General features: G+C 66.2%; 22 protein-coding genes. 11 read left to right on the plus strand and 11 right to left on the minus strand.

The window, feature by feature from the left end:
- Window positions 1-53: 53 nt before the first annotated feature.
- The gene (locus AC1Z3W_RS05025; protein WP_483507149.1) at window positions 54-752 is read right to left on the minus strand and encodes a phosphatase PAP2 family protein; all 699 of its coding nucleotides are present in this window, start codon (window positions 750-752) and stop codon (window positions 54-56) included.
- A gap of 247 nt (window positions 753-999) precedes the next feature.
- On the opposite strand from AC1Z3W_RS05025, the gene AC1Z3W_RS05030 reads away from it, so the two are divergent.
- Together AC1Z3W_RS05030 and AC1Z3W_RS05035 are read left to right on the plus strand one after the other, a co-directional pair.
- Complete coding sequence (locus AC1Z3W_RS05030) at window positions 1000-2079, plus strand: extracellular catalytic domain type 1 short-chain-length polyhydroxyalkanoate depolymerase (protein WP_483507150.1); 1080 nt, start codon at window positions 1000-1002, stop codon at window positions 2077-2079.
- Window positions 2080-2159: 80 nt separating this feature from the next.
- Window positions 2160-2336 carry a DUF3563 family protein gene (locus AC1Z3W_RS05035; RefSeq protein WP_071290495.1) on the plus strand — a complete coding sequence of 59 codons (177 nt, stop codon included), beginning with the start codon at window positions 2160-2162 and terminating at the stop codon, window positions 2334-2336.
- Between the two features lie 119 nt (window positions 2337-2455).
- On the opposite strand, the gene AC1Z3W_RS05040 is transcribed toward AC1Z3W_RS05035, so the two are convergent.
- From AC1Z3W_RS05040 to AC1Z3W_RS05060, 5 genes are all read right to left on the minus strand, one after another.
- On the minus strand, window positions 2456-2875 hold the full coding sequence (locus tag AC1Z3W_RS05040) for an organic hydroperoxide resistance protein (RefSeq protein WP_048988685.1): 420 nt from the start codon (window positions 2873-2875) through the stop codon (window positions 2456-2458).
- A gap of 157 nt (window positions 2876-3032) precedes the next feature.
- Complete coding sequence (locus AC1Z3W_RS05045) at window positions 3033-3485, minus strand: MarR family winged helix-turn-helix transcriptional regulator (RefSeq protein ID WP_057924038.1); 453 nt, start codon at window positions 3483-3485, stop codon at window positions 3033-3035.
- Between the two features lie 178 nt (window positions 3486-3663).
- Window positions 3664-4473, minus strand: a complete 810-nt coding sequence (locus tag AC1Z3W_RS05050; RefSeq protein WP_057924037.1) for a BPSS1780 family membrane protein — start codon at window positions 4471-4473, stop codon at window positions 3664-3666.
- Window positions 4464-5462, minus strand: coding sequence for a homoserine kinase (locus tag AC1Z3W_RS05055; protein ID WP_483507151.1), 999 nt, complete (start codon window positions 5460-5462; stop codon window positions 4464-4466). Before AC1Z3W_RS05055 ends, AC1Z3W_RS05050 begins: the two co-directional genes overlap by 10 nt.
- A gap of 107 nt (window positions 5463-5569) precedes the next feature.
- Complete coding sequence (locus AC1Z3W_RS05060; protein ID WP_057924035.1) at window positions 5570-5977, minus strand: hypothetical protein; 408 nt, start codon at window positions 5975-5977, stop codon at window positions 5570-5572.
- Between the two features lie 140 nt (window positions 5978-6117).
- Here AC1Z3W_RS05060 and AC1Z3W_RS05065 point away from each other — a divergent pair, with 140 nt between their 5' ends.
- Entirely contained in the window at window positions 6118-7644 is a 1527-nt protein-coding gene (locus AC1Z3W_RS05065; RefSeq protein WP_057924157.1) for an AMP nucleosidase, read from the plus strand.
- Between the two features lie 114 nt (window positions 7645-7758).
- Here the strand turns inward: AC1Z3W_RS05065 and AC1Z3W_RS05070 are convergent, their stop codons facing one another.
- Window positions 7759-8037, minus strand: coding sequence for a hypothetical protein (locus tag AC1Z3W_RS05070; protein ID WP_057924034.1), 279 nt, complete (start codon window positions 8035-8037; stop codon window positions 7759-7761).
- Window positions 8038-8430: 393 nt separating this feature from the next.
- Window positions 8431-9189, minus strand: a complete 759-nt coding sequence (locus tag AC1Z3W_RS05075) for an LOG family protein (RefSeq protein ID WP_057924033.1) — start codon at window positions 9187-9189, stop codon at window positions 8431-8433.
- Window position 9190: 1 nt separating this feature from the next.
- Between AC1Z3W_RS05075 and polA the strand changes: the two genes are divergently transcribed.
- From polA to AC1Z3W_RS05090, 3 genes are all read left to right on the plus strand, one after another.
- A complete protein-coding gene (gene polA / locus AC1Z3W_RS05080) occupies window positions 9191-11944 on the plus strand; it encodes a DNA polymerase I (RefSeq protein WP_175824401.1) in 2754 nt (917 codons plus the stop codon).
- Window positions 11945-12220: 276 nt separating this feature from the next.
- Window positions 12221-13555: an NAD(P)/FAD-dependent oxidoreductase gene (locus tag AC1Z3W_RS05085; RefSeq protein WP_057924031.1), complete on the plus strand. Its 1335-nt coding sequence runs from the start codon at window positions 12221-12223 to the stop codon at window positions 13553-13555.
- Between the two features lie 422 nt (window positions 13556-13977).
- Window positions 13978-14853, plus strand: a complete 876-nt coding sequence (locus AC1Z3W_RS05090; RefSeq protein ID WP_124832458.1) for a dienelactone hydrolase family protein — start codon at window positions 13978-13980, stop codon at window positions 14851-14853.
- A 51-nt stretch (window positions 14854-14904) separates the two neighbouring features.
- Here the strand turns inward: AC1Z3W_RS05090 and AC1Z3W_RS05095 are convergent, their stop codons facing one another.
- Both AC1Z3W_RS05095 and AC1Z3W_RS05100 read right to left on the minus strand, forming a co-directional pair.
- Window positions 14905-15774 carry a sulfurtransferase gene (locus AC1Z3W_RS05095; RefSeq protein ID WP_175824402.1) on the minus strand — a complete coding sequence of 290 codons (870 nt, stop codon included), beginning with the start codon at window positions 15772-15774 and terminating at the stop codon, window positions 14905-14907.
- Between the two features lie 115 nt (window positions 15775-15889).
- On the minus strand, window positions 15890-16996 hold the full coding sequence (locus AC1Z3W_RS05100; RefSeq protein ID WP_124832456.1) for an aromatic ring-hydroxylating oxygenase subunit alpha: 1107 nt from the start codon (window positions 16994-16996) through the stop codon (window positions 15890-15892).
- Window positions 16997-17267: 271 nt separating this feature from the next.
- On the opposite strand from AC1Z3W_RS05100, the gene AC1Z3W_RS05105 reads away from it, so the two are divergent.
- From AC1Z3W_RS05105 to folE2, 4 genes are all read left to right on the plus strand, one after another.
- Complete coding sequence (locus AC1Z3W_RS05105; protein ID WP_124832455.1) at window positions 17268-17561, plus strand: exodeoxyribonuclease VII small subunit; 294 nt, start codon at window positions 17268-17270, stop codon at window positions 17559-17561.
- Window positions 17558-18442, plus strand: coding sequence for a polyprenyl synthetase family protein (locus AC1Z3W_RS05110; protein ID WP_057924026.1), 885 nt, complete (start codon window positions 17558-17560; stop codon window positions 18440-18442). Before AC1Z3W_RS05105 ends, AC1Z3W_RS05110 begins: the two co-directional genes overlap by 4 nt.
- Window positions 18443-18527: 85 nt before the next feature.
- Complete coding sequence (dxs, locus tag AC1Z3W_RS05115; protein WP_057924025.1) at window positions 18528-20432, plus strand: 1-deoxy-D-xylulose-5-phosphate synthase; 1905 nt, start codon at window positions 18528-18530, stop codon at window positions 20430-20432.
- 154 nt (window positions 20433-20586) lie between these two features.
- A complete protein-coding gene (gene folE2, locus AC1Z3W_RS05120; protein ID WP_057924024.1) occupies window positions 20587-21396 on the plus strand; it encodes a GTP cyclohydrolase FolE2 in 810 nt (269 codons plus the stop codon).
- 100 nt (window positions 21397-21496) lie between these two features.
- Here folE2 and tsaD read toward each other — a convergent pair whose 3' ends face one another.
- Complete coding sequence (gene tsaD / locus AC1Z3W_RS05125) at window positions 21497-22537, minus strand: tRNA (adenosine(37)-N6)-threonylcarbamoyltransferase complex transferase subunit TsaD (protein ID WP_057924023.1); 1041 nt, start codon at window positions 22535-22537, stop codon at window positions 21497-21499.
- A gap of 130 nt (window positions 22538-22667) precedes the next feature.
- Between tsaD and AC1Z3W_RS05130 the strand changes: the two genes are divergently transcribed.
- Window positions 22668-23888 (plus strand): BaiN/RdsA family NAD(P)/FAD-dependent oxidoreductase, encoded by a 1221-nt coding sequence (locus tag AC1Z3W_RS05130; protein ID WP_483507152.1) that lies wholly within the window; start codon window positions 22668-22670, stop codon window positions 23886-23888.
- The last annotated feature ends 16 nt before the right edge of the window (window positions 23889-23904 follow it).

The following is a 23904-nucleotide window of genomic DNA, read 5'->3' on the forward strand; positions in this document are numbered from 1 at the left end:
CGCATGAAACCTTCAGACTTGAAAGGCGGCGGGAATGACGCTCGTGCGGCCGGTCACGCGTGCAGCAACGGCAGCGACGATCCGGTGCGATGCAGCGACGACGGCTGCGACGCGGGCCGGTAGTTCGGGTTGGTTTTCCAGCGCGCGCGGACGAACGGCCGCTCGTGCCCCGACAGTTCCAGCGCGACCTTGGTGACCCACCGGTGCGACGGCACCGTGATGCCGTGCAGCGCGACGGTGACGAGCGCGAGGCTCGCGACGACCGCCGGCACCGACCAGCGGTGCGGCACCGCATGCCACGAGCCGGCGATGAACGCCAGCGCGGCGATCGCGCCGACGATGCAGCCGGTGATCGATTCGGACGGCGAATGCGCGTCGAGCGCGACGCGTGACACGCCGACCGCAATGCCGGCCGCCAGCCCGAGCGCGATGCCGGCGATCCGCACCGGCGTGCGTGTGCGGATCAGCGCGAGGAAGATCGCCACGGGGTAGACCGACGTCGACAGCATCGCGTGGCCGCTGAACCCGGTGAAGTCCCACGAGCGGATGCCGATGCCCCAGCCGAGGAATGCGATCTTGGTGAGCGCGACGACCCCGATCGCGGCCGCGAGCACGCCGAGCCACGCGGCCGCGCGCTGCCACGAGTAGCCGAGCGCAAGCCATACGGCGATCGTGATCGCGAGCGGCAAGGTCAGGCCGGCGCCACCGAACGCGGTGATCGTGATCCATAGGTGAGACGACAGGTCGAACATCGGGAAGGGAACGAACGGAGGCGGGACGAATGCTTGAATCAACGCGCGAGCCGGAAAGAACGACTACAACGGATACGAGCGGCCAAGCCCCAGTATAGCGCCGCGTGTGATCGAGGCCCGTTTTTGCGCCGCGGGGAACTATCCGCGTGCAGGAAAAATCCCAGAAACAATGTTATGGTGCATTGCACAAAGTCGAACGATGCATCCGGCATCGTGTCCTTATTTTTCCTGATTGCGAGCCCGATCGATGACCAAAAGTCTGACGAAGGTATGGCTGGGCGGCATGAAACGCATGCTGTCCCCGGCGACCAAACACGCGGCGCTCGAGGCTGCGGCGTCGAGCGCCGCAACCGATCCGTCGCCGCCGCGCGAGTCGCGCGTGCGGCCGCGCGCAGCTGCATGGGCAGGCGGCGAGTGGACGCGCGGCGAGCATCCGATGGCGCCCGCGCTTGGCCGCCTCGTCCAGCAGCTTGCATACGGGCTTTATGTACCGTCTGGCCGCCGGCGCGGCGCGATGCCGCTCGTCGTGATGCTGCACGGCTGCCAGCAATCGGCCGACGCGTTCGCGCAGGGCACCCGGATGAACCTGCTGGCTGACAAGCACGGCTTCGCGGTGCTGTATCCGGAGCAGTCGCAGCGCGCGCACGCGCACGGCTGCTGGCACTGGTATGAGGATACCGACCGCGCGGGCCGCGGCGAAGCGGATGCGGTCGCGTCGCTCGTCGACGCGCTCGTCGACGAGCACGGCTTCGACGCATCGCGCGTCTACGTCGCCGGGCTGTCGGCCGGCGCGGGTCTGGCCACGCTGCTTGCGTTGCACCATCCGGACCGTTTCGCGGCGGTTGCGCTGCACTCGGGCCCCGCGCTCGGCGAGGCGAATTCCGGCATCAGCGCGATGGACGTGATGCGGCGCGGGCTGCGGCAGAACCCGGCGGCGGCCGTCGATGCGCTGGTCGATGCCAGCGCATATCCGGGCATGCCCGCGCTGATCGTGCAGGGCGACGGCGATCATGTCGTCGCGCCGAAGAATGCGGACCAGCTGACGGTGCAGTTCATGCGCCTGAACGGGCTCGCGGACAGCCGCGGCGCACTGCGCGGTGGCGAGCGCGTGGAGACGCGCGAGGCAGGTGCGCGGATCACCGACGTCCGCCGCGACGGCGAGTCGGTGGTGCGGCTCTGTCACGTCAAAGGGCTCGATCATGCATGGGCGGGCGGCGACGAGGCGGTGCCGTTTCATGCGGCGGTCGGCCCCGATGCGAGCGCGATGATCTGGTCCTTTTTCGAACAGAATCGTCGCACTGTGGCGACCGAACGACGCACCGTCTGATCGATGCTAGCCAAGATCTAGGGTTTTCCCTATAATTCGGGAAAACCCTAGTCAAAGAACCTTAGATAGCGAGATCGAACATGTACCTGCTGAGCCACCTCTTCCTGATGCTGACCAAGAACGCCGAGAAGGCCGCGAAAGAGCGCGCCGATGCGTACCTGTCCGAAGCAACCGACATCTACGATCTCGAATTCCGTATGCGCAAGATCGACCGCGAAGCGGCGATGAACCGTTCGTTCTCGTTCGGCGCGCGTTAAGCAGCGCAGCGCGGGCCGGCTTGTCAGCCGGTCCGGCGAATCACGCAAAAGGGCGTGTGCGGCAAGCAGCCGCACACGCCCTTTTTGCATTCGGCGCCGCGCGGGCGCCGCGCGGCGCGTCAAACGACCGTCAGGCGCACCGGCACGTTGTTGCGGGTCGCGTTCGAGTACGGGCACACGTGGTGCGCCTTGTCGACCAGTGCCTGCGCATCGGCCTTGTCGAGCCCCGGCAGCGATACGCGCAGTTCGATGTCGAGCCCGAAGCCGCCTGCGTCGTTCGGGCCGATGCCCACTTCCGCGGTGACTTGCGTGTCGGCCGGCAGCGTTTGCTTGTTCTGGCCGGCGACGAATTTCATCGCACTCAGGAAACAGGCCGAGTAACCTGCGGCAAACAGCTGCTCCGGGTTCGTGCCTTCCGCGCCCGTGCCACCGAGCTCACGCGGCGCGGCCAGCTTCACTTCCAGCTTGTGGTCGGCGGATACCGCGCGGCCGTCGCGGCCGCCGGTGCTCGTGGCGCTGGTCTTGTACAGAATGTTCATCGTGCAGCTCCTGTCGGAAGAAAGGGAGGAAAGCGGTCCGGTCGGATGGAGTATCGCCGGCCACGAACGAAATATAGAACACAAATAATTTGTGTGCAAATGAAATTTTGAAGAAAAAGCCCGACACTACCGCGCCCGTTTGCGATCGAGCGGCGCTTCAGTCTTCGTTGGCGGTCGACAGTGCGCCGCGCAACTGGTGGAGATCCGCGCGCAGCCTGACCAGGAATTCGGGCGTTTGCTGCATCGCGCAAAAGAGATCGGCGGGCACCGAGCGAGCCTTGTCCTTCAGTGTGCGGCCTTCCGCCGTCACGCGCACGTTCACGACGCGCTCGTCGGTCGCGCTGCGCACGCGCTCGACGTAGCCGAGCGCCTCAAGCCGCTTCAGTAGTGGCGTGACGGTGGCCGGGTCGAGGTCGAGGCGGGCGGCGATGTCCTTCACCGCGATATCGTCGCGCTCCCACAGCACGAGCATCGCGAGATATTGGGGATAGGTCAGCGACAGCTTGTCGAGCAACGGCTTGTACGCCTTCGTCATCGCATGCGAAGTGGCGTAGAGCGCAAAGCACAGTTGCTCGTCGAGCGTCTGGGGCAGCGGGGGCAGGCGGTCCATGATTCGGGCGGCGCGGCGGACGCGCTAACGATTTGCACACAAATTATTTTGCGCGCAAAAGGTTCGATTGAACAGGGCCGGGCGGCGGGGAGCCGGGCGTGAGCGGGGGCCGCGAGACTGGCGCCGAGTCGGCCGGGAGGAGGATGGACGGCCGGCGGCGTGCGCCGGCCGAGCGGCGTCAGCGGCCGGACGTGGGCGTCGCGGCGCCCGGTTCCTGCACGCCGAAGCAGCCGCGATAAGTCGCGTAGAACGAGCAGTACATCATCGTGACGATGATAATCGTCACCGGCATCATGATCGTCAGCACATAGGCACCGGCGCCGAGCGCCTGCAGCAGCAGCGACAGGCCGAACGACGCGCCGAGCGCGACACCGAACCACAGCAGGCCGTACACGACGAATGCGCCGCGATTGCGCCAGCAGCTGACGATGCTGAAGAACAGCGCCTTGGCGGGCGGGATGTCGTGCCACGCGGTGAGCACCGGCGCGAACCAGAACAGCATCGCGACCGGCGCGTAGAGCAGCGTCGCCAGCAGCAGCGCGCCGAGCGTGCCCTGCGCGGCAAGCGCTTCGGGCGCCGGGCTTGCGTCGCTCGTCGCGCCCAGCATCATCTGGAGCAGCCCGCCGCCGTCCACGAGCGACGATGCGGCAAACACCAGCACCATCAGCGCGACATAGACCACGCCGAGGACGAGCAGCCGCTGCGTCGTCGCGGTGCCGTACGAGCGGAACCCGTCGATCAGGATCGTCGGCATCACCGGCTTGCCGGCGACCGTGTCGCGGCACGCGGCCATGAAGCCGACGGCGATGCCGGGGATGAACAGCAGCGGCAGCGCCGCGCCGATCACCGGCACCATCGACACCAGCGTGATCGCCAGTAGATACGTGAAAAACAGCGTGATGAACGCGAGCGGGTTCCGGCGGAACAGCCAGATGCCTTGACGGAACCAGACATAGCCCGCTTTCGCGGGCACTTCGATCAGTTGCATGCGGTATGGGTCTCGGGAAGCGCGGGCGTGTGGGCGATACGCTCACGCAGGATGCGTTCGAAATGACCGGGGTCGTGCGGTTTGAGCATTTCGGCCGCGCGCGGCAGGTAGAAGTCGTACAGGCGCGACACCCAGAAGCGGTACGCGCCCGCGCGCAGCATGTCGCTCCAGTGGCGGCGCTCCTCGGCCGTGAACGGCCGCACCGTCTGGTACGCACGCAGCAGCGCGTCCGCACGCGCGACGTCGAGCACGCCCGTCGCGAGGTCGACGCACCAGTCGTTGACGGTCACCGCGACGTCGAACAGCCATTTGTCGCAGCCCGCGAAATAGAAATCGAAGAAGCCGCCGAGCCGTACGTCATGACCGGTGCCGGGCGCCGCGTGCGCGAACAGCACGTTGTCGCGGAACAGGTCGCAGTGGCACGGCCCGCTCGGAAGCGCCGCGTAGTCGTCGGACGCGAAGAACGCGGCCTGGTGCGCGAGTTCGCCCTCGAGCAGCGTGCGCTGCTCGTCGGTAATGAACGGAACGATCGCCGGCACGTTCTCCTGCCACCACGGCAGGCTGCGCAGGTTCGGCTGGTGGCGCGCGTAGTCACGGCCCGCGAGGTGCAGGCGCGCGAGCATCTGCCCGACCTCGATGCAGTGTGCGACCCCCGGCGCGAGTTCGGCCGCGCCGTCGAGCTTCGTGACGATCGCCGCCGGCTTGTCATGCAACTCGCCGAATAGCGCGCCGTCGTCGCGCGGGACCGGATCCGGCACCGGCACGCCGTGGCTCGCCAGATGGCGCATCAGGTCGAGGTAGAACGGCAGCTGTTCCGCCGTCAGCTTCTCGAAGATCGTCAGGACGTATTCGCCGCGCGTCGTCGTCAGGAAGAAGTTGCTGTTTTCGATACCGGACGGAATGCCGCGGAACGCCAGCACGTCGCCCAGTTCATAGTGGCGCATCCATTGCGCGAGATCGGAGTCGGAAACAGCAGTGAAAACGGCCATGCGAGATGCGTCTGGTCAGTTGTCGGCACGCGCGCGGCGTGCAGCGCGACAGGAGGTGAAGGGGAAGCCGGCGCGCCGCGTCGGGGCCGACGCGGCGCGGCAGGAAATCAGTAGCGCAGGTTGACCGACGGCAGGCGCGTGATCGGGACGCCCGCGTCGTGCGGCTTCGGCGACGTGTCGAGCGTCGAGCTCATCTGGTAGCGCGTGCCGAAGTTCGACTTCACGTCGATCTCGACCGGCTTGCCGCGATCGCGGTATTCGGTGACTTCGGTGCCGTTCTTGCTTTTTTCATGGAAGCTCGGCGTGCGGCGAATGTCGGCGAAGTCGACTTTCGACGTGACTTCGGCGCCGGGCCGGTTGATCTTGCGGAGATCGGGCAGGCCGGCGGCCTCGTTGGCCTCGGCCCGGGCCCGCGCGTCGGCGTCGGGCGTGCCGCCGGCGGCGTAAGCGGCGCCGGCAGCGGCAAACGTGCCAGCAAACACGGCGGCAGCGGCGACGAGAATGAGCGGCTTCATGATGAGTCTCCAGTGAACCTTCCGATTTTAGCAAATACTGCGCTCGGCCCGGCCCTCTCGTGCAAGCGGCATGCAAGCAGGCAGCCATGAGCGTGACCGGGTTCCGTGGTAATGTCGTTCGACCAGATGAGGTGATGAAAATGAAGAACGATTTGAGCCGCCGGCATCGGGTGCTGACGCCCGAGAGCCCGCCCGTCGAAGCATTCGACGATTCCGTTGCCGCCGTCGCGCGGCTGTCGGCCATCTACGACATCAATACGGGCTTCCTGCGCGACGCGTTCGCGCGTTATCGCCGCCACGAACCGATCACCGAGCACGTGCGCGCGTGCTATCCGTTCGTGCGGATTCGTACCGATGTCAACACGCACGTCGATTCGCGCCGCTCGTACGGCTTCGTCGCGGGCCCCGGCGTATTCGAGACGACGGTCACGCGTCCCGACCTGTTCGCGAACTACTACCGCGAGCAACTGCGCCTGCTGTCGAAGAACCACCATGTGAAGATCGAGATCGGCGTGTCGTCGCAGCCGATTCCGATTCACTTCGCGTTCCCCGAAGGTATCCACCTCGAAGGCGAACTCGACCGCGACCGCCTGCTCGCGATGCGCGACATCTTCGACACGCCCGATCTCTCGTACCTCGACGACCGGATCGTCAACGGCACGTTCGAGCCGGCACCGGGCGAGCCGCATCCGCTCGCGCTGTTCACGGCCGCGCGCGTCGACTTCTCGCTGCACCGGCTGCGCCACTACACGGCCACGTCGCCGACGCATTTCCAGAACTACGTGCTCTATACGAACTACCAGTTTTACATCGACGAGTTCGTGAAGCTGGGCCGCACGGTGATGACGGAGAGCGACGATCCCGAGGTGCGTGCGTACCGCAGCCAGTACAGCGCGTTTGTCGAGCCGGGAGATGTCGTGACCTACAACGCGAACCTCGGCAGCGAGCCGGCCGAGGGCGCCGCGCCGCCGCGCCTGCCGCAGATGCCCGCGTATCACCTGAAGCGCGCGGACGGTAGCGGGATCACGATGGTCAACATCGGCGTCGGTCCGTCGAACGCGAAGACGATCACCGACCACATCGCGGTGCTGCGTCCGCATGCGTGGGTGATGCTCGGTCACTGCGCGGGCCTGCGCAACACGCAGCGCCTCGGTGACTACGTGCTCGCGCACGGTTACGTGCGCGAGGATCACGTGCTGGATGCCGACCTGCCGCTGTGGGTGCCGATCCCGGCGCTTGCCGAAGTGCAGCTCGCGCTCGAGCGCGGGGTGGCCGAGGTCACCCGGCTCGAAGGCGCCGAACTGAAGCGCGTGATGCGCACGGGGACGGTCGCGAGCGTCGACAACCGCAACTGGGAGTTGCGCGATCACCGCGAGCCCGTGCAGCGGCTGTCGCAGAGTCGCGCGATCGCGCTCGACATGGAGAGCGCGACGATCGCCGCGAACGGGTTCCGCTTCCGCGTGCCGTACGGCACGCTGCTGTGCGTGTCGGACAAGCCGCTGCACGGCGAGCTGAAGCTGCCGGGCATGGCCGATACGTTCTATCGCGGGCAGGTCGACCAGCATCTGCAGATCGGCGTGAAGGCGATGGAGATCCTGCGCACGAACGGGCTTGACAAGCTGCATAGTCGCAAGCTGCGGAGCTTTGCGGAAGTGGCGTTCCAGTAACGCCACTGCGCAGCCGCACCGCCAACGAAAAAGGCCGCACGCGAACCTTCGTTCGCATGCGGCCTTGTTCCTTGCGCTTCAGTGCGCGGGCCGGAAGGCCCGCCGCTCGGATGCTCAGCATTCGCCTTTCTTTGCGTGTCCCGGCGGGCAGTGATAGCCGCGGCGCCCTTCGTGACCACGATAGCGCTGGTGGTCTTCCCACTCGCGGCGCTCCCAGTAGCGGCGGCCGTCCCAGTAGCGGTCGCCGTGCCAGCCGACCACCACCACGGGCGCAGGCGCGACGACGACCGGCGCGGGCGTGCCGATGTTGACGTCGACGTTGACGGCGTGGGCGAGGCCGGACAGCGAAAGACCGAGGCCGGTGAAGGCGAGGGCGATCAGCGAGCGTTTCATGTTGTTTTCCGTGATGTCGTTGTCAAAAAGCCGGCGCGACGCGATGGACGCGAGGGGGGATCGTTCCACCGGGGGGACGCCGCGCCGACGAGATGCAGTGTGCGGGCACTGCGCGGAAAAGGCGACGCGTATTTGTTACGGCGGATTCTCGTGCAGCGGGCCAGCCGGACCGATGGCAGGCCGCATGATTTGACAATGACGGGCGCAGGCGCGGAACAGGGCAGCCGCGTTGCGCGGCACCGGCTCCCCGGATTTGACATTCGGCGGCGCGCGGCCGCGCAGCGCGATTAATGCGGCGTTACAAAATGACGCGCGGCAGATGGCGGACCCGCCACGCCTGCCGCGCGTGATGCGGGATGCCGGCCGCGAGGCCGGTCATCGACATCGATCGAATTACAGATAGAACATGCGGTCTTCTTCGGGGCGCGGCGGCTGGCCGTCCCCGTCCGGGCCTTCTTCCTCGCCGCTGTCCTCGTAGAACGCGAGCACGGCGTCGAGCACCTGGTCGGGATCGTCGATCACCTGCATCAGGTTCATGTCTTCCGGATTGATGAGGCCGTTCGGGATCAGTTGGTCGCGGAACCATTGCAGCAGCCCCTGCCAGAACGTGCTGCCGACGAGAATGATCGGCACGAGGCGCGATTTCTTCGTCTGGATCAGCGTGAGCACTTCGGACAGTTCGTCGAGCGTGCCGAAGCCGCCCGGCATCACGATCACCGCATCCGAATTCTTCACGAACGTGACCTTGCGCGTGAAGAAGTGGCGGAAGCGCAGCGAGATGTCCTGGTAGTGGTTGCCGGCCTGCTCGTGCGGCAGCTCGATGTTCAGGCCGACCGACGGCGCCTTGCCGGCGTGCGCGCCCTTGTTCGCGGCTTCCATGATGCCGGGGCCGCCGCCGGAGATCACCGCGAAGCCGGCGTCGGACAGCTTGCGCGCGATCTGCACCGCAAGCTTGTAGTGCGGCGTGTCGGGTTTGAGACGGGCAGAACCGTAGATGCTGACAGCCGGGCGGATCTCCGACAGGTACTCGGTCGCCTCGATAAACTCTGCCATAATCGTGAACATCTGCCACGATGCGCGCGCCTTCTTGGCCGTCGCGCGTTCTTGATCTGCGAGCGAACGCAGACTCGGAATCACTTTTCTCTTGTTCATAATGCCTGAAGAACGAAATCTGGAAGGTAAGACCCTGCTATTGGTTGACGGTTCGAGCTATCTGTATCGGGCTTACCATGCGATGCCTGATTTGCGTGGCCCTGGCGGGGAGCCGACCGGAGCGCTCTACGGAATCATCAACATGCTGCGCCGTATGCGCAAGGAAGTCAGTGCAGAGTATAGCGCTTGCGTGTTCGATGCAAAGGGCAAGACGTTCCGCGACGACCTTTATGCCGACTATAAGGCAAACCGTCCATCGATGCCGCCCGATCTCGCATTGCAGGTCGAGCCGATCCACGGCGCGGTGCGCGCGCTCGGCTGGCCGCTGCTGATGGTCGAGGGCGTCGAAGCCGACGACGTGATCGGCACGCTCGCGCGCGAAGCCGAGCGGCACGGAATGGACGTGATCGTGTCGACCGGCGACAAGGACCTCGCGCAGCTCGTCACCGATCGCGTCACGCTCGTCAACACGATGACCAACGAGACGCTCGATCGCGACGGCGTGATCTCGAAGTTCGGCGTGCCGCCCGAGCGGATCATCGACTACCTCGCGCTGATCGGCGACACCGTCGACAACGTGCCGGGCGTCGAGAAGTGCGGCCCGAAGACGGCGGTGAAGTGGCTGTCGCAATACGACAGCCTCGACGGCGTGATCGAACACGCGGGCGAGATCAAGGGCGTGGTCGGCGACAACCTGCGCCGCGCGCTCGATTTCCTGCCGCTCGGCCGCACGCTCGTGACCGTCGAGACGGCCTGCGATCTCGCGCCGCATCTCGAATCGATCGAGGCGTCGCTGAAGACGGACGGCGAGGCCCGCGACCTGCTGCGCGACATCTTCGCGCGCTACGGTTTCAAGACATGGCTGCGCGAAGTCGAGAGCGCGCCCGCCGAAGGCGGCGGCGCCGATGCGCCGGAAGGCGAGCCGGCGCAAGTGATCGCCGCGGACATCGTCCGCGAATACGACACGATCCAGACCTGGGCGCAATTCGACGCGTGGTTCGCGAAGATCGATGCGGCCGCACTGACCGCGTTCGACACCGAAACCACCTCGCTCGACCCGATGACCGCACGGCTCGTCGGCCTGTCGTTCTCGATCGAGCCGGGCAAGGCCGCCTATCTTCCGGTCGCGCACCGTGGCCCGGACCTGCCCGAGCAACTGCCGATCGACGACGTGCTCGCGCGCCTGAAGCCGTGGCTCGAATCGGCCGATCGCAAGAAGGTCGGCCAGCATCTGAAGTACGACGCGCAGGTGCTCGCGAACTACGACATCGCGCTGAACGGCATCGAGCACGACACGCTGCTCGAGTCGTACGTGCTGGAGTCGCACCGCACGCACGACATGGACAGCCTCGCGCTGCGTCATCTGGGCGTCAAGACGATCAAGTACGAAGACGTGGCAGGCAAGGGCGCGAAGCAGATCGGTTTCGACGAGGTCGCGCTCGAGCAGGCGGCCGCGTACGCGGCCGAAGATGCGGACATCACGTTGCAACTGCATCACGCGCTGTACCCGCAGATCGTGCGCGAAGCGGGCCTCGAGCGCGTGTATCGCGAGATCGAGATGCCGGTATCGCTCGTGCTGCGCAAGATGGAGCGCACCGGCGTGCTGATCGACGACGCGCGTCTGCAGGCGCAAAGCAACGAGATCGCGGTGCGGCTCATCGAGCTCGAAGGACAGGCGTACGAACTGGCCGGTGGCGAGTTCAACCTCGGCTCGCCGAAGCAGATCGGGCAGATCTTCTTCGAGAAGCTGCAGTTGCCGGTTGTGAAGAAAACGCCGAGCGGCGCACCGTCGACCGACGAAGAAGTGCTGCAGAAACTGGCCGAGGATTACCCGCTGCCGAAGCTGCTGCTCGAGCATCGCGGGCTGTCGAAGCTGAAGTCGACGTACACCGACAAGCTGCCGCGCATGGTGAATCCGGAAACGGGCCGCGTGCACACGAACTATGCACAGGCTGTCGCGGTCACGGGCCGGCTCGCATCGAACGATCCCAATCTTCAGAACATTCCGGTGCGCACGGCCGAAGGCCGGCGGATCCGCGAAGCGTTCATCGCTTCGCCCGGTCACCGGATCGTGTCGGCCGACTATTCGCAGATCGAACTGCGGATCATGGCGCACATCTCCGGCGACGCGTCGCTGCTGCGCGCGTTCTCGCAAGGCGAGGACATCCACCGCGCAACCGCAGCCGAAGTGTTCGGCGTGACGCCGCTGGAGGTCAACTCGGACCAGCGCCGGATCGCGAAGGTGATCAACTTCGGGCTCATCTATGGGATGAGCGCGTTCGGTCTCGCGTCGAACCTCGGCATCACGCGCGATGCGGCGAAGCTCTATATCGACCGCTACTTCGCGCGCTACCCGGGCGTCGCGCGGTACATGGAAGACACGCGTGCCGTGGCGAAGGAGAAGGGCTACGTTGAAACCGTTTTCGGCCGCCGCCTGTGGCTGCCGGAGATCAACGGCGGCAACGGCCCGCGCCGTCAGGCCGCCGAGCGCGCGGCCATCAATGCACCGATGCAGGGCACGGCGGCCGACCTGATCAAGCTGTCGATGATCGCAGTGGATGACTGGCTCACGCGCGACCGGCTCGCGTCGCGCATGATCATGCAGGTGCACGATGAACTGGTGCTCGAGGTGCCCGACGACGAACTGTCGCTCGTGCGCGAGAAACTGCCGGAAATGATGTGCGGTGTGGCGAAGCTGAAGGTGCCGCTGGTCGCCGAAGTGGGCGCCGGCGCGAACTGGGAAGAGGCACACTGACGCACCCCGTGCGATTCCTGTTTCCCGCGGCATATTGTTGCAGGGATGCTGAATATCGAGATGGTTTGCTTGTGGTCAACGCGCAAGCTCCCGGACAATGCAGGTGACACGTCATTGTCGTTGGGGCGGCGTGCCCGCGTTCCGGGATCGGACGCGTCGAGGTGCTTCGAACTGCACATCGATGATGTCCGAACCGGTTAATCCAACGGGCGGCGCGAATGCATGCGTCTGCATCGTCCGGCGGCAGCAGTTTCGAATCGCAAAGGGGGGAATCAGATGCATCGGATCATCATCGTAGGCGGAGGCGCGGGCGGCCTGGAACTGGCGACGCGGCTCGGCGACCGTTACGGCGCGCGCGGCAATCGTCCCGCGCGTGCGCTCGTCACGCTCGTCGACCGCAATCCGACTCACATCTGGAAGCCATTGCTGCACGAGGTCGCAGCCGGCAGCATGGACCCATTCACGCAGGAACTCGAATACGCGGCACAGGCGCGCTGGCATGGCTTCGAGTTTCAGCAGGGCGAACTGACCGCCCTCGACCGCGCGGCCAAGCGCATCACGCTGTCGCCCGTCAACGACAGCGACGGCGAGGAACTGCTGCCCGCGCGTGACCTGGAATACGACACGCTGGTGATCGCGATCGGCAGCACGACGCACTTCTTCGGTGTGCAGGGCGCGGCCGAAAACGCGATCGCGCTCGATACGGTCGGCGAGGCCGAGCGTTTCCGCAAGCGCCTGATCGCGGCGTGCATGCGCGCCGAGCACCAGGCACCGGCCGAGCCCGCGCCGGGCGCGGCGGCCGAGCCGCGCATCCAGGTCGTGATCGTCGGCGGTGGCGCGACGGGCGTCGAGTTGTCCGCCGAGCTGCGCAATACCGCGCAGGTGCTGTCCGTGTACGGGCTGCACAAGCTCGACCCGCGGCACGACGTCGGCATCGTGCTGATCGAATCGGGGCCGCGGATTCTGCCGGCGCTCCAGGAGCGCGTGTCGGCCGCAACGGCCGAACTGCTCGAAAAGCTCGGCGTGCGATTGATGCTTTCCGAACGCGTGACCGAGGTCGCGCCGGGATTCGTGCACACCGCGAGCGGCAAGGCGGTGCGCGCGGACCTCACGGTCTGGGCAGCCGGCATCAAGGCACCGGCCGTGCTGTCGCATCTCGACGGCCTGCAGGTCAACAAGCTCGGCCAGCTCGACGTGCGCCGCACGCTGCAGACCTTCACCGACGACAACGTCTTCGCGCTCGGCGACTGCGCGGCATGCGTGTGGCCCGGCAACGAACGCAACGTGCCGCCGCGCGCGCAGGCCGCGCATCAGCAGGCGAGCTTTCTGCTGACGGCGATCGGATGCCGGCTCGACGGGCGTGCGCTGCCCGAGTTCACGTATCGCGATTTCGGTTCGCTGGTGTCGCTCGGTCACTTCAGCGCGGTCGGCAACCTGATGGGCGGGCTGATTGGCGGCAGCATGCTGATCGAGGGGCTCTTCGCACGCTTCATGTACATGTCGCTGTACCGGCTGCATATCGCGGCGCTGCACGGCTATCCGCGCATGATGCTCGATACGTTTGCGCACTGGCTGCGCCGCACGACGCTGCCGCGCGTGAAGCTGCACTGAGCGCACGTTCATGCACCGGGCGGGCAGGGAATGCGCATCGAGCGCGTTTCCTGCCCGTTGTCTTTTCGGGCGCAGGATGACTGCGCAGGCGCGTGCCAGACGACCCGTGCACCGCGCGTTTTCTCGTTTCGATCCGAAAGCATTCGATCGCGCAACGACACTCGCTGCGTGCGTGCGGCACATGGATCGGAGCGCCGGTCGGCAGCCATCGACACCACGATCGATGCCACCGGATTACACCGTCGTAATCGAGTCTTACACATCTGACAGTTGACGCGACAACGGATTATTGGGCATCTTGTCCGGGTTTCCGATTGCGGCGGGGTGCCAACCGCCGCGACATCCGCGCCGTCCGCCGGCGCGATGCCCCGTCAGGTCGAATCCGTGGCCATGACGGCGGCGCCCAATCGAGGAGTGCATTCATGTTGAAACCCGAAGTCGACAGCCTGGTTCCCCACGTTCCGTTCTCGCGCCGCAAGTTCATGCAGGCCGCGCTGGGCGGCACCTTTGCGGCCGCCGTGCTGCCCGTGTCGGCGCAGACGGTCACGACCGACAGCGTCGGGCTGGACGTCGACACCATCGAGATCCGCTCGGGCGACGCGAGCATCCCCGCGTATCGCGCGCAGCCGGTCAACAAGACGAACCTGCCGGTCGTCATCGTGATCCACGAGATCTTCGGCGTGCATGCGCATATCGCCGACGTCTGCCGCCGTTTCGCGAAGCTCGGCTATCTGGCGATCGCGCCCGATCTGTTCGCACGGCAGGGCAACGCGTCGAAGTATCCGACGATGAAGGAGCTGTACGACAACATCATCAGCAAGGTGCCCGACCGCCAGGTTACCGAGGATCTCGATGCGACCGTCGCGTGGGCCGGCAAGAACGGCGGCGATCCGTCTCGTCTCGGCGTGACGGGGTTCTGCTGGGGTGGCCGCCAGGCGTGGCTGTATGCGGAGCACAATCCGCACGTGCGTGCGGCTGTTGCGTGGTACGGATTCGTCGAGGGCAAGACCGACGAGATGACGCCGTTCAATCCGGTCGATCATGCGTCGTTGCTGAAGGTGCCGGTGCTCGGCCTTTATGGCGAGAAGGACACGAACATCACGCAGGCGTCGCTTGCGGACATGCGCAAGGCAATCCAGACGAGCGATTCGAAGCTCGCGCGCGAGTCGGAGATCGTCGTGTATCCGGATGCCGGTCACGCGTTCTTCGCCGATTACCGGCCCAGTTACGTGAAGGGCGACGCCGAAGACGGCTGGAAGCGCGCGATCGAGTGGTTCCACAAGTACGGCGTGATGTAAACGACAAGCGGCGGCAGATGCCGCCGCTTGATCGTCGCGCCGTGCCGGTGCTTACGGCGTCGGGCCGGTCGCGATCGGCCGCGACGGATCGGCGCTCCATTCGCTCCACGATCCCGGATACAGCGACGCGCCATGCAGTCCCGCGATTTCGAGTGCGAGCGCGTTGTGGCATGCGGTCACGCCGGACCCGCACTGCAGGATCACGCTGTTCGGCTCGGTGCCGGCCAGCAGCGTGGTGAACGTCTCGCGCAGTTCATGGCCGGTCTTGAAGCGGCCGTCGGCGGCCAGGTTGTCCTTGAAGAACCGGTTGCGTGCGCCGGGAATGTGGCCGCCGACACGATCGATCGTTTCGTTTTCGCCGCGATAGCGGTCGGGCGCGCGCGCATCGATCACGACGCGCTTGGCTGACGTCACGTTCGCGAGCACCGCTGCCGCGTCGACCGTCGATTCGAGCGGAGTGGCTGCGCGGAAGTCGCCGGCGGCCGGGTGCGGCACGTCGGCGGTCACCGGCTGGCCGGCCGCTTCCCATGCCTGCAGCCCGCCGTCGAGCAGCGCGACGGAATCGTGCCCGAGCCAGCGCAGCAGCCACCACAGGCGCGCCGCATAGGCGCCGCCTTGTGCGTCATAGGCGACAACCTGCTGGCCCTGCTTGACGCCGCGGCTGGCGATCAGCGTGGCGAGTGCGTCGCGGGTCGGCAGCGGATGGCGGCCGTTGGTGCCGGTCTTGCGGCCGGACAGGTCGCGATCGAGATGAAGATACTGGGCGCCCGGGATGTGTCCGGCCGCATAGGCGGCTTCGCCTGCGGCCGGATCGACGAGATCGAAGCGGCAGTCGAACACGACGACGCTGCCTGGCGCCGCGGCCAGGCGCTCGGCGAGATTGGCTGCGGAGATGAGCGTGGTGTAGTGGGTGTGTGGCATGACGGCTCCCTGGAGTGCAAACGGCCTGATATTCCAAGTCTAAACAAAAAAAGACGGGCCGAAACCCGTCTTTTCATATGCCGAATGCCGTGCGGCGCTGGAGCGCCGCGCGCGGTCAGAGATCGCCGAGGTGGCGGCGCAGGAATTCGTGGAAGTGTTGCATGCCGTCTTCCATCGGGCTCTGGTACGGGCCGACCTGCGATTCGCCGCGCGCCATCAGTGCACGGCGGCCTGCGTCCATCCGCATCGCGATTTCGTCGTCCTCGACGGCCGTCTCCATATAGGCGGCGCGCTCGGCTTCGACGAACTCGCGCTCGAACAGCGCGATTTCCTCGGGGTAGTAGAACTCGACGATGTTGGTCGTCTTCTGCGGGCCGCGCGGAATCAGCCACGACACGACGAGCACGTGCGGATACCACTCGATCATCAGGCCCGGGTAGTAGACCATCCAGATTGCGCCGAACTCCGGCGGCACGCCGTTGCGGAACTTGAGCACCTGCTCGTGCCACTTCTGGTAGGTTGCGCTGCCCGGCTTCGCGAGGGCGTTGTGCACGCCGACCGTCTGCACGCTGTACCAGTCGCCGAACTCCCACTTGAGATCGTCGCACGACACGAAGCTGCCGAGGCCAGGGTGGAACGGGACGACGTGGTAATCCTCGAGGTAGACCTCGATGAACGTTTTCCAGTTGTAATCGCACTCGTGCACTTCGACGTGATCGAACTGGTACTCGGAGAAGTCGAAGTGATGTTTCGTGCCGAGGTTCGCGAGATCGCGCGCGACGTTGCGGCCTTCGGCCTCGAACAGCAGCCCCTGCCAGTTCTGCAGCGGGCTCTTGCCGAGGTTCAGGCACGGCTTGTCGGGGAAGTGCGGTGCGCCGAGCAACTGGCCTTCCAGATCGTACGTCCAGCGGTGCAGCGGACATACGATGTTCTGCGTGTGGCCGCGCCCGTTGAGCATGATCGCCTGCCGGTGACGGCACACGTTCGACAGCAGTTCGATCTGGTTCGCCGGGTTGCGGACCAGCACGCGGCCTTCCTTCTCGGACGGCAGCGCAAAATAGTCCCCCGCCTCCGGCACCATCAACTCGTGCCCGACGTAACGAGGTCCTTTCTTGAAGAGGGTTTCGATCTCGCGCTCTAGCAGCGCCTCATCGAAGTATGCAGTGACTGGAAGCTGGCTGTGAGCCGACTTCAACTGAAGCGCATCGCTCAGATTGGACATTCCCACTCCCGGTGATAGCGTGAAAGCAGTGAACAACCCAACCATCGAAAAATCGATTTAGGGAAACGGGGAATTATACCCGGTTCGCCTCGCAAGGCTAGGATTAAGTGCCTGATTTGTGTCAATTTTTTGTCGGGCGACGATCGGGTGGCGCACAATGTGTGTCGAAGAAGGGGCCCGAATGCGTGCCCGGGTGCCCAAGTCGGCAGGTCGGAAAATTCTCTTTTGCCGTAGAATGTCCGACTTGTTTTGAAATTTGACACCCTCGTCCATGGCGAAAACCGCATCCCCAGGCGCCACCCCGCCCGACAACGGCACCGAACCGTTGCCGGACAATTACGAAACGGCGCTCGCGGAACTCGAGACGCTGGTTGCCCGGATGGAAGGCGGCACGTTGAGCCTCGAGGATTCGCTCGCTGCGTATCGCCGCGGTGCGACCCTCGTTGCGTTTTGCCAACAGCAGCTTGAGAAAGTGGAACAGCAGGTTCGCGTGCTCGACGGCGCGACGCTGAAGCCGCTTTCGTCCGGAACGGCCGCCACGGACGGCGAAGACGACGATCTATGACATTCGAACAATGGATGCGGTCCGTGCTCGACCGTGTCGAGGACGCACTCGGCCACTATTTGCCGGCTGACAACGTGGTGCCCACGCAACTCCACGAAGCGATGCGCTACGCGGTCCTCGGCGGCGGCAAACGCGTTCGCCCGCTGCTGTGCCATGCGGCAGGCGAACTGACCGGCGCGACCGAAGCGGCGCGCAACGCGGCGGCGGCGGCTCTGGAGATGATCCACGTCTACTCGCTCGTGCATGACGACATGCCGTGCATGGACGACGACGCGCTGCGACGCGGCAAGCCGACCGTGCACGTGCAGTACGACGAGCCGACGGCGCTGCTGGTCGGCGATGCACTGCAGTCGCAGGCCTTCGTCGCGCTGACCGACGCCGCGGCGCTGTCGCCGGTGCAGCAGGCCGCGCTCGTGCGCGAACTGGCGCTGGCGAGCGGCTCGATCGGCATGGCCGGCGGGCAGGCGATCGACCTGGCGAGCGTCGGCGTGAAGCTGACGCGCGCGCAGCTCGAGACGATGCACCGGATGAAGACGGGCGCGCTGCTGCGCGCGGCCGTGCGGATGGGCGCGCTGGCCGGCGACACGCCGTCGGCGGAAGCGCTGGCCGCGCTCGATGTTTACGCGGGGGCTGTGGGCTTGGCCTTCCAGGTCGTCGACGACATTCTCGACGTCACGACCGATTCGGCGACGCTCGGCAAGACGGCCGGCAAGGATGCGGCGAACGACAAGCCGACCTACGTATCGATCCTCGGCCTCGACGCGTCGCGCGAGCTCGCAGCCCAGCTGCGTGCCGAAGCGCACGATGCGCTGAAACCGTTCGGCGCACGCGCACAGCGTCTCGCCGAACTTGCCGACCTGGTGGTGAACCGGGTCAGCTGACGCGAAGCCCGCCGCTGCGCACACGCTACGCTACGGTGCGTGCAATAGAATGCGGGCGCGTTTGATTTCCTACAATGGAACGACGATGTACGACTTGCTGAAAACCATCGACGACCCGGCGGATTTGCGCCGCCTCGATCGTCGCCAACTCCAACCGCTCGCGGATGAACTGCGCGCGTTCGTGCTCGACAGCGTGTCGAAGACGGGCGGCCATCTGTCGTCCAACCTCGGGACGGTCGAGCTGACGATCGCGTTGCACTACGTGTTCAACACGCCGAACGACCGGATCGTCTGGGACGTGGGTCACCAGACCTACCCGCACAAGATCCTGACGGGTCGCCGCGACCAGATGCATACGCTGCGCCAGTACGATGGCATCTCGGGTTTCCCGCGCCGCAGCGAGTCGGAATACGACACGTTCGGCACCGCGCACTCGAGCACGTCGATTTCGGCTGCGCTCGGCATGGCGATCGGCAGCCAGCTGAACGGCGACGACCGCTTCTCGATCGCGGTGATCGGCGATGGCGCGATGACGGCCGGCATGGCGTTCGAGGCGATGAACAACGCGGGCGTGTCGGAGGATGCGAAGCTGCTCGTGATCCTCAACGACAACGACATGTCGATTTCGCCGCCGGTCGGCGCGCTGAACCGCCATCTCGCGCGCCTGATGTCGGGCCGCTTCTATGCGGCCGCGCGTGCGGGCGTCGAACGCGTGCTGAGCGTGGCGCCGCCGGTGCTCGAACTCGCGCGCAAGCTCGAGGAGCACGCGAAGGGCATGGTCGTGCCGGCCACGCTGTTCGAAGAGTTCGGCTTCAACTATATCGGCCCGATCGACGGTCACGATCTCGATTCGCTGATCCCGACGCTGCAGAACATCCGCGAACTGCGCGGCCCGCAATTCCTGCACGTGGTGACGAAGAAAGGCCAGGGCTACAAGCTCGCCGAAGCGGATCCCGTGCTCTATCACGGCCCCGGCAAGTTCAACCCGGCGGAAGGCATCAAGCCGTCGACCACGCCCGCGAAGAAGACGTACACGCAGGTGTTCGGCGAATGGCTCTGCGATGAAGCCGAGCGCGATTCGCGCGTCGTCGGCATCACGCCCGCGATGCGCGAAGGCTCGGGCATGGTCGAGTTCGAGAAGCGTTTCAAGGATCGCTACTACGACGTCGGCATCGCCGAGCAGCACGCGGTGACGTTCGCGGGCGGCCTTGCGACCGAAGGGCTGAAGCCCGTTGTCGCGATCTACTCGACGTTCCTGCAGCGTGCGTACGACCAGCTGATCCACGACGTCGCGCTGCAGAACCTGCCGGTCGTGTTCGCAATCGACCGCGCGGGCCTCGTCGGCGCCGACGGGGCGACGCATGCGGGCGCATACGATCTCGCGTTCATGCGCTGCATCCCGAACATGACGATCATGGCCGCGTCCGACGAGAACGAGTGCCGCCAGATGCTGCACACGGCGCTTCAGCAGCCGAACCCGACCGCGGTGCGCTATCCGCGCGGCGCGGGCACGGGTGTGGCGACGGTGAAGGAACTCACCGGGATCCCGCTCGGCAAGGGCGAAGTGCGTCGCCGTACGTCGCAGCCGGAAGGCAAGCGCGTCGCGATCCTCGCGTTCGGCACGATGGTCGCGCCGTCGCTCGCGGCGGGCGAGGAGCTCGACGCAACGGTCGCGAACATGCGCTTCGTGAAGCCGGTCGATGCGGCACTCGTGCGTGAACTTGCCGAGACGCACGACTACCTCGTCACGGTCGAGGAAGGCTGCGTGATGGGCGGTGCGGGTTCGGCCTGCGTCGAAGCCCTGATGGAGAGTGGGGTTATCCGACCCGTAATACAATTGGGCCTCCCTGACCAGTTCATCGATCACGGCGATCCCGCGAAGCTGCTGTCGCAATGCGGCCTCGACGGCGCGGGCATCGCGAAATCGATTCGCGAACGCTTCCTGAGCCCGGCGGCCGATGTCGCCAGCCAGGCGAAGCGCGTCGCGTAAGCTGGCGCCGCCCGCGGGCGGCGTCGGTGCGACTGGCGCAACCGGTCTACATTGATGCGGAAAACATGGGCCTGCGGGCCCATGTTGCTTTTCCGGCTGCCGCGTGACGCGGCGTGCGCGTCGTCGAACGCGCGGCTTACAAGGATTGAACAAGATGAACCAGATGAATCCCGCCTTCGTGATGCCCGACGTGCAGAGCACGGTGGATACCCGCCAGATTCCGATTCAGCGCGTGGGCGTGAAGGCGGTCCGGCATCCGTTGACGGTGTGTACCGAAAGCGGCGACGTGCAGCCGACCGTCGGTGTCTGGAACCTCGACGTGCGCCTGCCCGCCGATCAGAAGGGCACGCACATGTCGCGCTTCGTCGCGCTGCTCGAAGAGAACCGAGCGCCGCTGACGGTCGAGCGCTTCCGCACGATGCTCGCGTCGATGCTCGTGAAGCTGGAGGCGGAAGCCGGCCGCATCGAGGTCACGTTCCCGTACTTCGTGAACAAGACGGCGCCGGTGTCGGGTGTGCAGAGTCTGCTCGACTATGAAGTGACGCTCGCCGGCGAAAGCCGCAACGGCGAAGCGCGCCTGTTTCTGAAGGTGCTCGTGCCGGTGACGAGCCTGTGCCCGTGCTCGAAGAAGATCTCGCAGTACGGTGCGCACAACCAGCGCTCGCACGTGACGATCGACGCCGAGCTCGCGGCCGACCTGCCGGTCGAGGCGCTGATCCGCATCGCGGAAGAAGAGGCATCGTGCGAGCTGTGGGGTTTGCTGAAGCGTCCCGACGAGAAGTTCGTCACGGAGCGCGCGTACGAAAACCCGAAGTTCGTCGAGGATCTGGTGCGCGACGTCGCGCAGCGTCTCGATGCGGACGAGCGCGTGGTCGCCTACGTGCTCGAAGCCGAGAACTTCGAGTCGATCCACAATCACAGCGCGTATGCGCTGATCGAGCGCGACAAGCGACACGCCGCGTAACGCCGCGTTATTTTGCCGCTGCAACGAAAAATGGCCGCTCGATCGAGCGGCCATTTGTTTGTCGACGTGTGTCGGCGCGTGCGATGTCGCGTCGTACGAATCAGCGTGCGAGCGACGCGAGATCCCAGCGCGGCTTCACCGTGAACGCGTAGTCGGCATTCGCCTGCTCGGGCCAGCGGCCGAGCCGCAACGCGCCGGCGAGCGCGATCATCGCGCCGTTGTCGGTGCAAAGCGCGAGATCGGGATAGTGCACGTCGAAGCCGCGCTTGGCCGCGGCGGCCGACAATGCCGCGCGCAACTGCCGGTTCGCGCCAACGCCGCCCGCGACCACGAGGCGCTTGAGCTTCGTCTTCTTGAGCGCGGCCAGCGATTTCGCGACGAGCACATCGACGGCCGCGTCGACGAAGCCGCGCGCGAGGTCGGCTTTCGCGCGCTCGAGCGCCTCGCCCTCCAGCTTCGCCGCCTCGAACTTCTTCATCTGCGTGAGCACGGCCGTCTTCAGGCCGCTGAAGCTGAAGTCGAGATCGCCCGAATGCAGCATCGGGCGCGGCAGCACGACCGCGCCCGGCGTGCCCGTTTCCGCGAGCTTCGACACTTCCGGGCCGCCCGGATAGCCGAGGCCGATCAGCTTCGCCGTCTTGTCGAACGCTTCGCCGGCCGCGTCGTCGAGCGTTTCGCCGAGCGTCTCGTACACACCGACGTCGGTTACGCGCATCAGTTGCGTATGGCCGCCCGACACCAGCAGCGCGATGAACGGGAACGGCGGCGGCTCGTCGACGAGCAGCGGCGACAGCAGGTGGCCTTCGAGGTGATGGATGCCGACGGTCGGCTTGTTCCATGCCAGCGCGAGCGCATTCGCGATGCTCGCACCGACCAGCAGCGCGCCGGCGAGGCCGGGGCCTTGCGTGAACGCGATCGCGTCGATGTCGTCGCGGTGCGTGCCGCTTTGCGCCATCACTTCCTCGAGCAGCGGCAGCGCGCGACGGATGTGGTCGCGCGACGCGAGCTCGGGCACGACGCCGCCATATTCGCGATGCATCGCGATCTGCGAATGGAGCGCGTGCGCGAGCAGGCCGCGCTGCGTGTCGTAGAGCGCGAGGCCGGTTTCGTCGCAGGAGCTTTCGATGCCGAGAACGAGCATAGGTAAGGGCGGGGCGCGCCGTATCGAGCGCGCCGCAGGAAGGTCAACGTAACCGGAAATTATAGCAGGCGGGGGCTCGCTGCCGCTGCGGGCGGCCCGGGCCGAAGGCCGGGCAGGTACAATCCGCGCCATGGAAACTTATGACATCGCCGTGATCGGCGCGGGCGCCGCCGGGATGATGAGCGCCGCGGTCGCCGGGCAGCTCGGGCGGCGCGTGGTGCTGATCGACCACGCGCCGCGGCTGGCCGAGAAAATCCGCATCTCGGGCGGCGGCCGCTGCAACTTCACGAACCTCTACGCGGGCCCCGACAACTACCTGTCGTCGAATCCGCATTTCGCCCGCTCGGCGCTCGCGCGCTACACACCGCGCGACTTCCTCGGGCTGCTCAAGCGCCATCACGTTACCTGGCACGAAAAGCACAAGGGGCAGCTCTTTTGCGATCACGGCAGCGACGCGGTCATCGACGTGCTGAAGCGCGAATGCGACGCGGGCGGCATCGCGTGGCGCCGGCCGGTGGTCGTCGACGCGGTGCGCCACGCGCCTACCGACGGTTTCACGCTCGACACGCAGCAGGCGGGGCCGATCCGCGCGCGCGCGTTGATCGTCGCGACGGGCGGCCTGTCGATCCCGAAGATCGGCGCGACCGACTTCGGCTACCGACTCGCAAAGCAGTTCGGCCACAAACTCGTCGATACGCGCCCCGCGCTCGTGCCGCTCACGTTTGCACAGCAGGACTGGGCGCCGTTCGCGGCGCTGTCCGGCGTGTCGCTCGAAGTACGCGTGTCGACCGGCGACAAGAAGCGCGGCGGTGAATTCGTCGAAGACCTGCTGCTGACCCATCGCGGCCTGTCCGGCCCCGGCATCCTGCAGATCTCCAGCTACTGGCGGTCCGGCGACCCGATCCGTATCGACTTGCTGCCGCAGCGCGACGCGGTGGCCGACCTGCTCGACGCGAAGCGCACGTCGAAGCGCCAGATCGGCTCGCTGCTCGCGGACTGGGTGCCGTCGCGCCTCGCGCACGCGTGGCTCGACACGCACCGCGTCGCGGCCGATGCGCGGCTTGCGGACCTGCCCGACAAGACGCTGCGCCAGATCGGCGATGCGCTGTCCGGCTGGACGCTGACGCCGAACGGCACCGAGGGCTACAAGAAGGCCGAGGTGACGAAGGGCGGTGTCGATACGCGCGAACTGTCGTCGGCGACGATGATGAGCGCGCGGGTGCCCGGGTTGTTCTTCATCGGCGAGGCGGTGGACGTGACCGGCTGGCTCGGCGGCTACAACTTCCAGTGGGCGTGGGCGTCCGGCACGGCGGCCGGGCAGGCGGCGGCGGAGTTTTCGCACGGCGCCTGACGCGCCCGCGCAGGGC

Source organism: Burkholderia sp. 10_S31 (genome assembly GCF_056930375.1).

Bases quoted from the DNA above. Each gene is read 5' to 3' on its own strand.
- AC1Z3W_RS05055 (WP_483507151.1), bottom strand. From the start codon at position 5,462: ATGGCCGTTTTCACTGCTGTTTCCGACTCCGATCTCGCGCAATGGATG.
- AC1Z3W_RS05090 (WP_124832458.1), top strand. From the start codon at position 13,978: ATGTTGAAACCCGAAGTCGACAGCCTGGTTCCCCACGTTCCGTTCTCG.
- folE2 (WP_057924024.1), top strand. From the start codon at position 20,587: ATGAACCAGATGAATCCCGCCTTCGTGATGCCCGACGTGCAGAGCACG.
- AC1Z3W_RS05040 (WP_048988685.1), bottom strand. From the start codon at position 2,875: ATGAACATTCTGTACAAGACCAGCGCCACGAGCACCGGCGGCCGCGAC.
- polA (WP_175824401.1), top strand. From the start codon at position 9,191: ATGCCTGAAGAACGAAATCTGGAAGGTAAGACCCTGCTATTGGTTGAC.
- AC1Z3W_RS05075 (WP_057924033.1), bottom strand. From the start codon at position 9,189: ATGAACAAGAGAAAAGTGATTCCGAGTCTGCGTTCGCTCGCAGATCAA.
- AC1Z3W_RS05070 (WP_057924034.1), bottom strand. From the start codon at position 8,037: ATGAAACGCTCGCTGATCGCCCTCGCCTTCACCGGCCTCGGTCTTTCG.
- AC1Z3W_RS05035 (WP_071290495.1), top strand. From the start codon at position 2,160: ATGTACCTGCTGAGCCACCTCTTCCTGATGCTGACCAAGAACGCCGAG.
- dxs (WP_057924025.1), top strand. From the start codon at position 18,528: ATGTACGACTTGCTGAAAACCATCGACGACCCGGCGGATTTGCGCCGC.
- AC1Z3W_RS05045 (WP_057924038.1), bottom strand. From the start codon at position 3,485: ATGGACCGCCTGCCCCCGCTGCCCCAGACGCTCGACGAGCAACTGTGC.
- AC1Z3W_RS05130 (WP_483507152.1), top strand. From the start codon at position 22,668: ATGGAAACTTATGACATCGCCGTGATCGGCGCGGGCGCCGCCGGGATG.
- AC1Z3W_RS05060 (WP_057924035.1), bottom strand. From the start codon at position 5,977: ATGAAGCCGCTCATTCTCGTCGCCGCTGCCGCCGTGTTTGCTGGCACG.
- AC1Z3W_RS05065 (WP_057924157.1), top strand. From the start codon at position 6,118: ATGAAGAACGATTTGAGCCGCCGGCATCGGGTGCTGACGCCCGAGAGC.
- AC1Z3W_RS05110 (WP_057924026.1), top strand. From the start codon at position 17,558: ATGACATTCGAACAATGGATGCGGTCCGTGCTCGACCGTGTCGAGGAC.
- tsaD (WP_057924023.1), bottom strand. From the start codon at position 22,537: ATGCTCGTTCTCGGCATCGAAAGCTCCTGCGACGAAACCGGCCTCGCG.
- AC1Z3W_RS05030 (WP_483507150.1), top strand. From the start codon at position 1,000: ATGACCAAAAGTCTGACGAAGGTATGGCTGGGCGGCATGAAACGCATG.
- AC1Z3W_RS05100 (WP_124832456.1), bottom strand. From the start codon at position 16,996: ATGTCCAATCTGAGCGATGCGCTTCAGTTGAAGTCGGCTCACAGCCAG.
- AC1Z3W_RS05105 (WP_124832455.1), top strand. From the start codon at position 17,268: ATGGCGAAAACCGCATCCCCAGGCGCCACCCCGCCCGACAACGGCACC.
- AC1Z3W_RS05025 (WP_483507149.1), bottom strand. From the start codon at position 752: ATGTTCGACCTGTCGTCTCACCTATGGATCACGATCACCGCGTTCGGT.
- AC1Z3W_RS05050 (WP_057924037.1), bottom strand. From the start codon at position 4,473: ATGCAACTGATCGAAGTGCCCGCGAAAGCGGGCTATGTCTGGTTCCGT.
- AC1Z3W_RS05085 (WP_057924031.1), top strand. From the start codon at position 12,221: ATGCATCGGATCATCATCGTAGGCGGAGGCGCGGGCGGCCTGGAACTG.
- AC1Z3W_RS05095 (WP_175824402.1), bottom strand. From the start codon at position 15,774: ATGCCACACACCCACTACACCACGCTCATCTCCGCAGCCAATCTCGCC.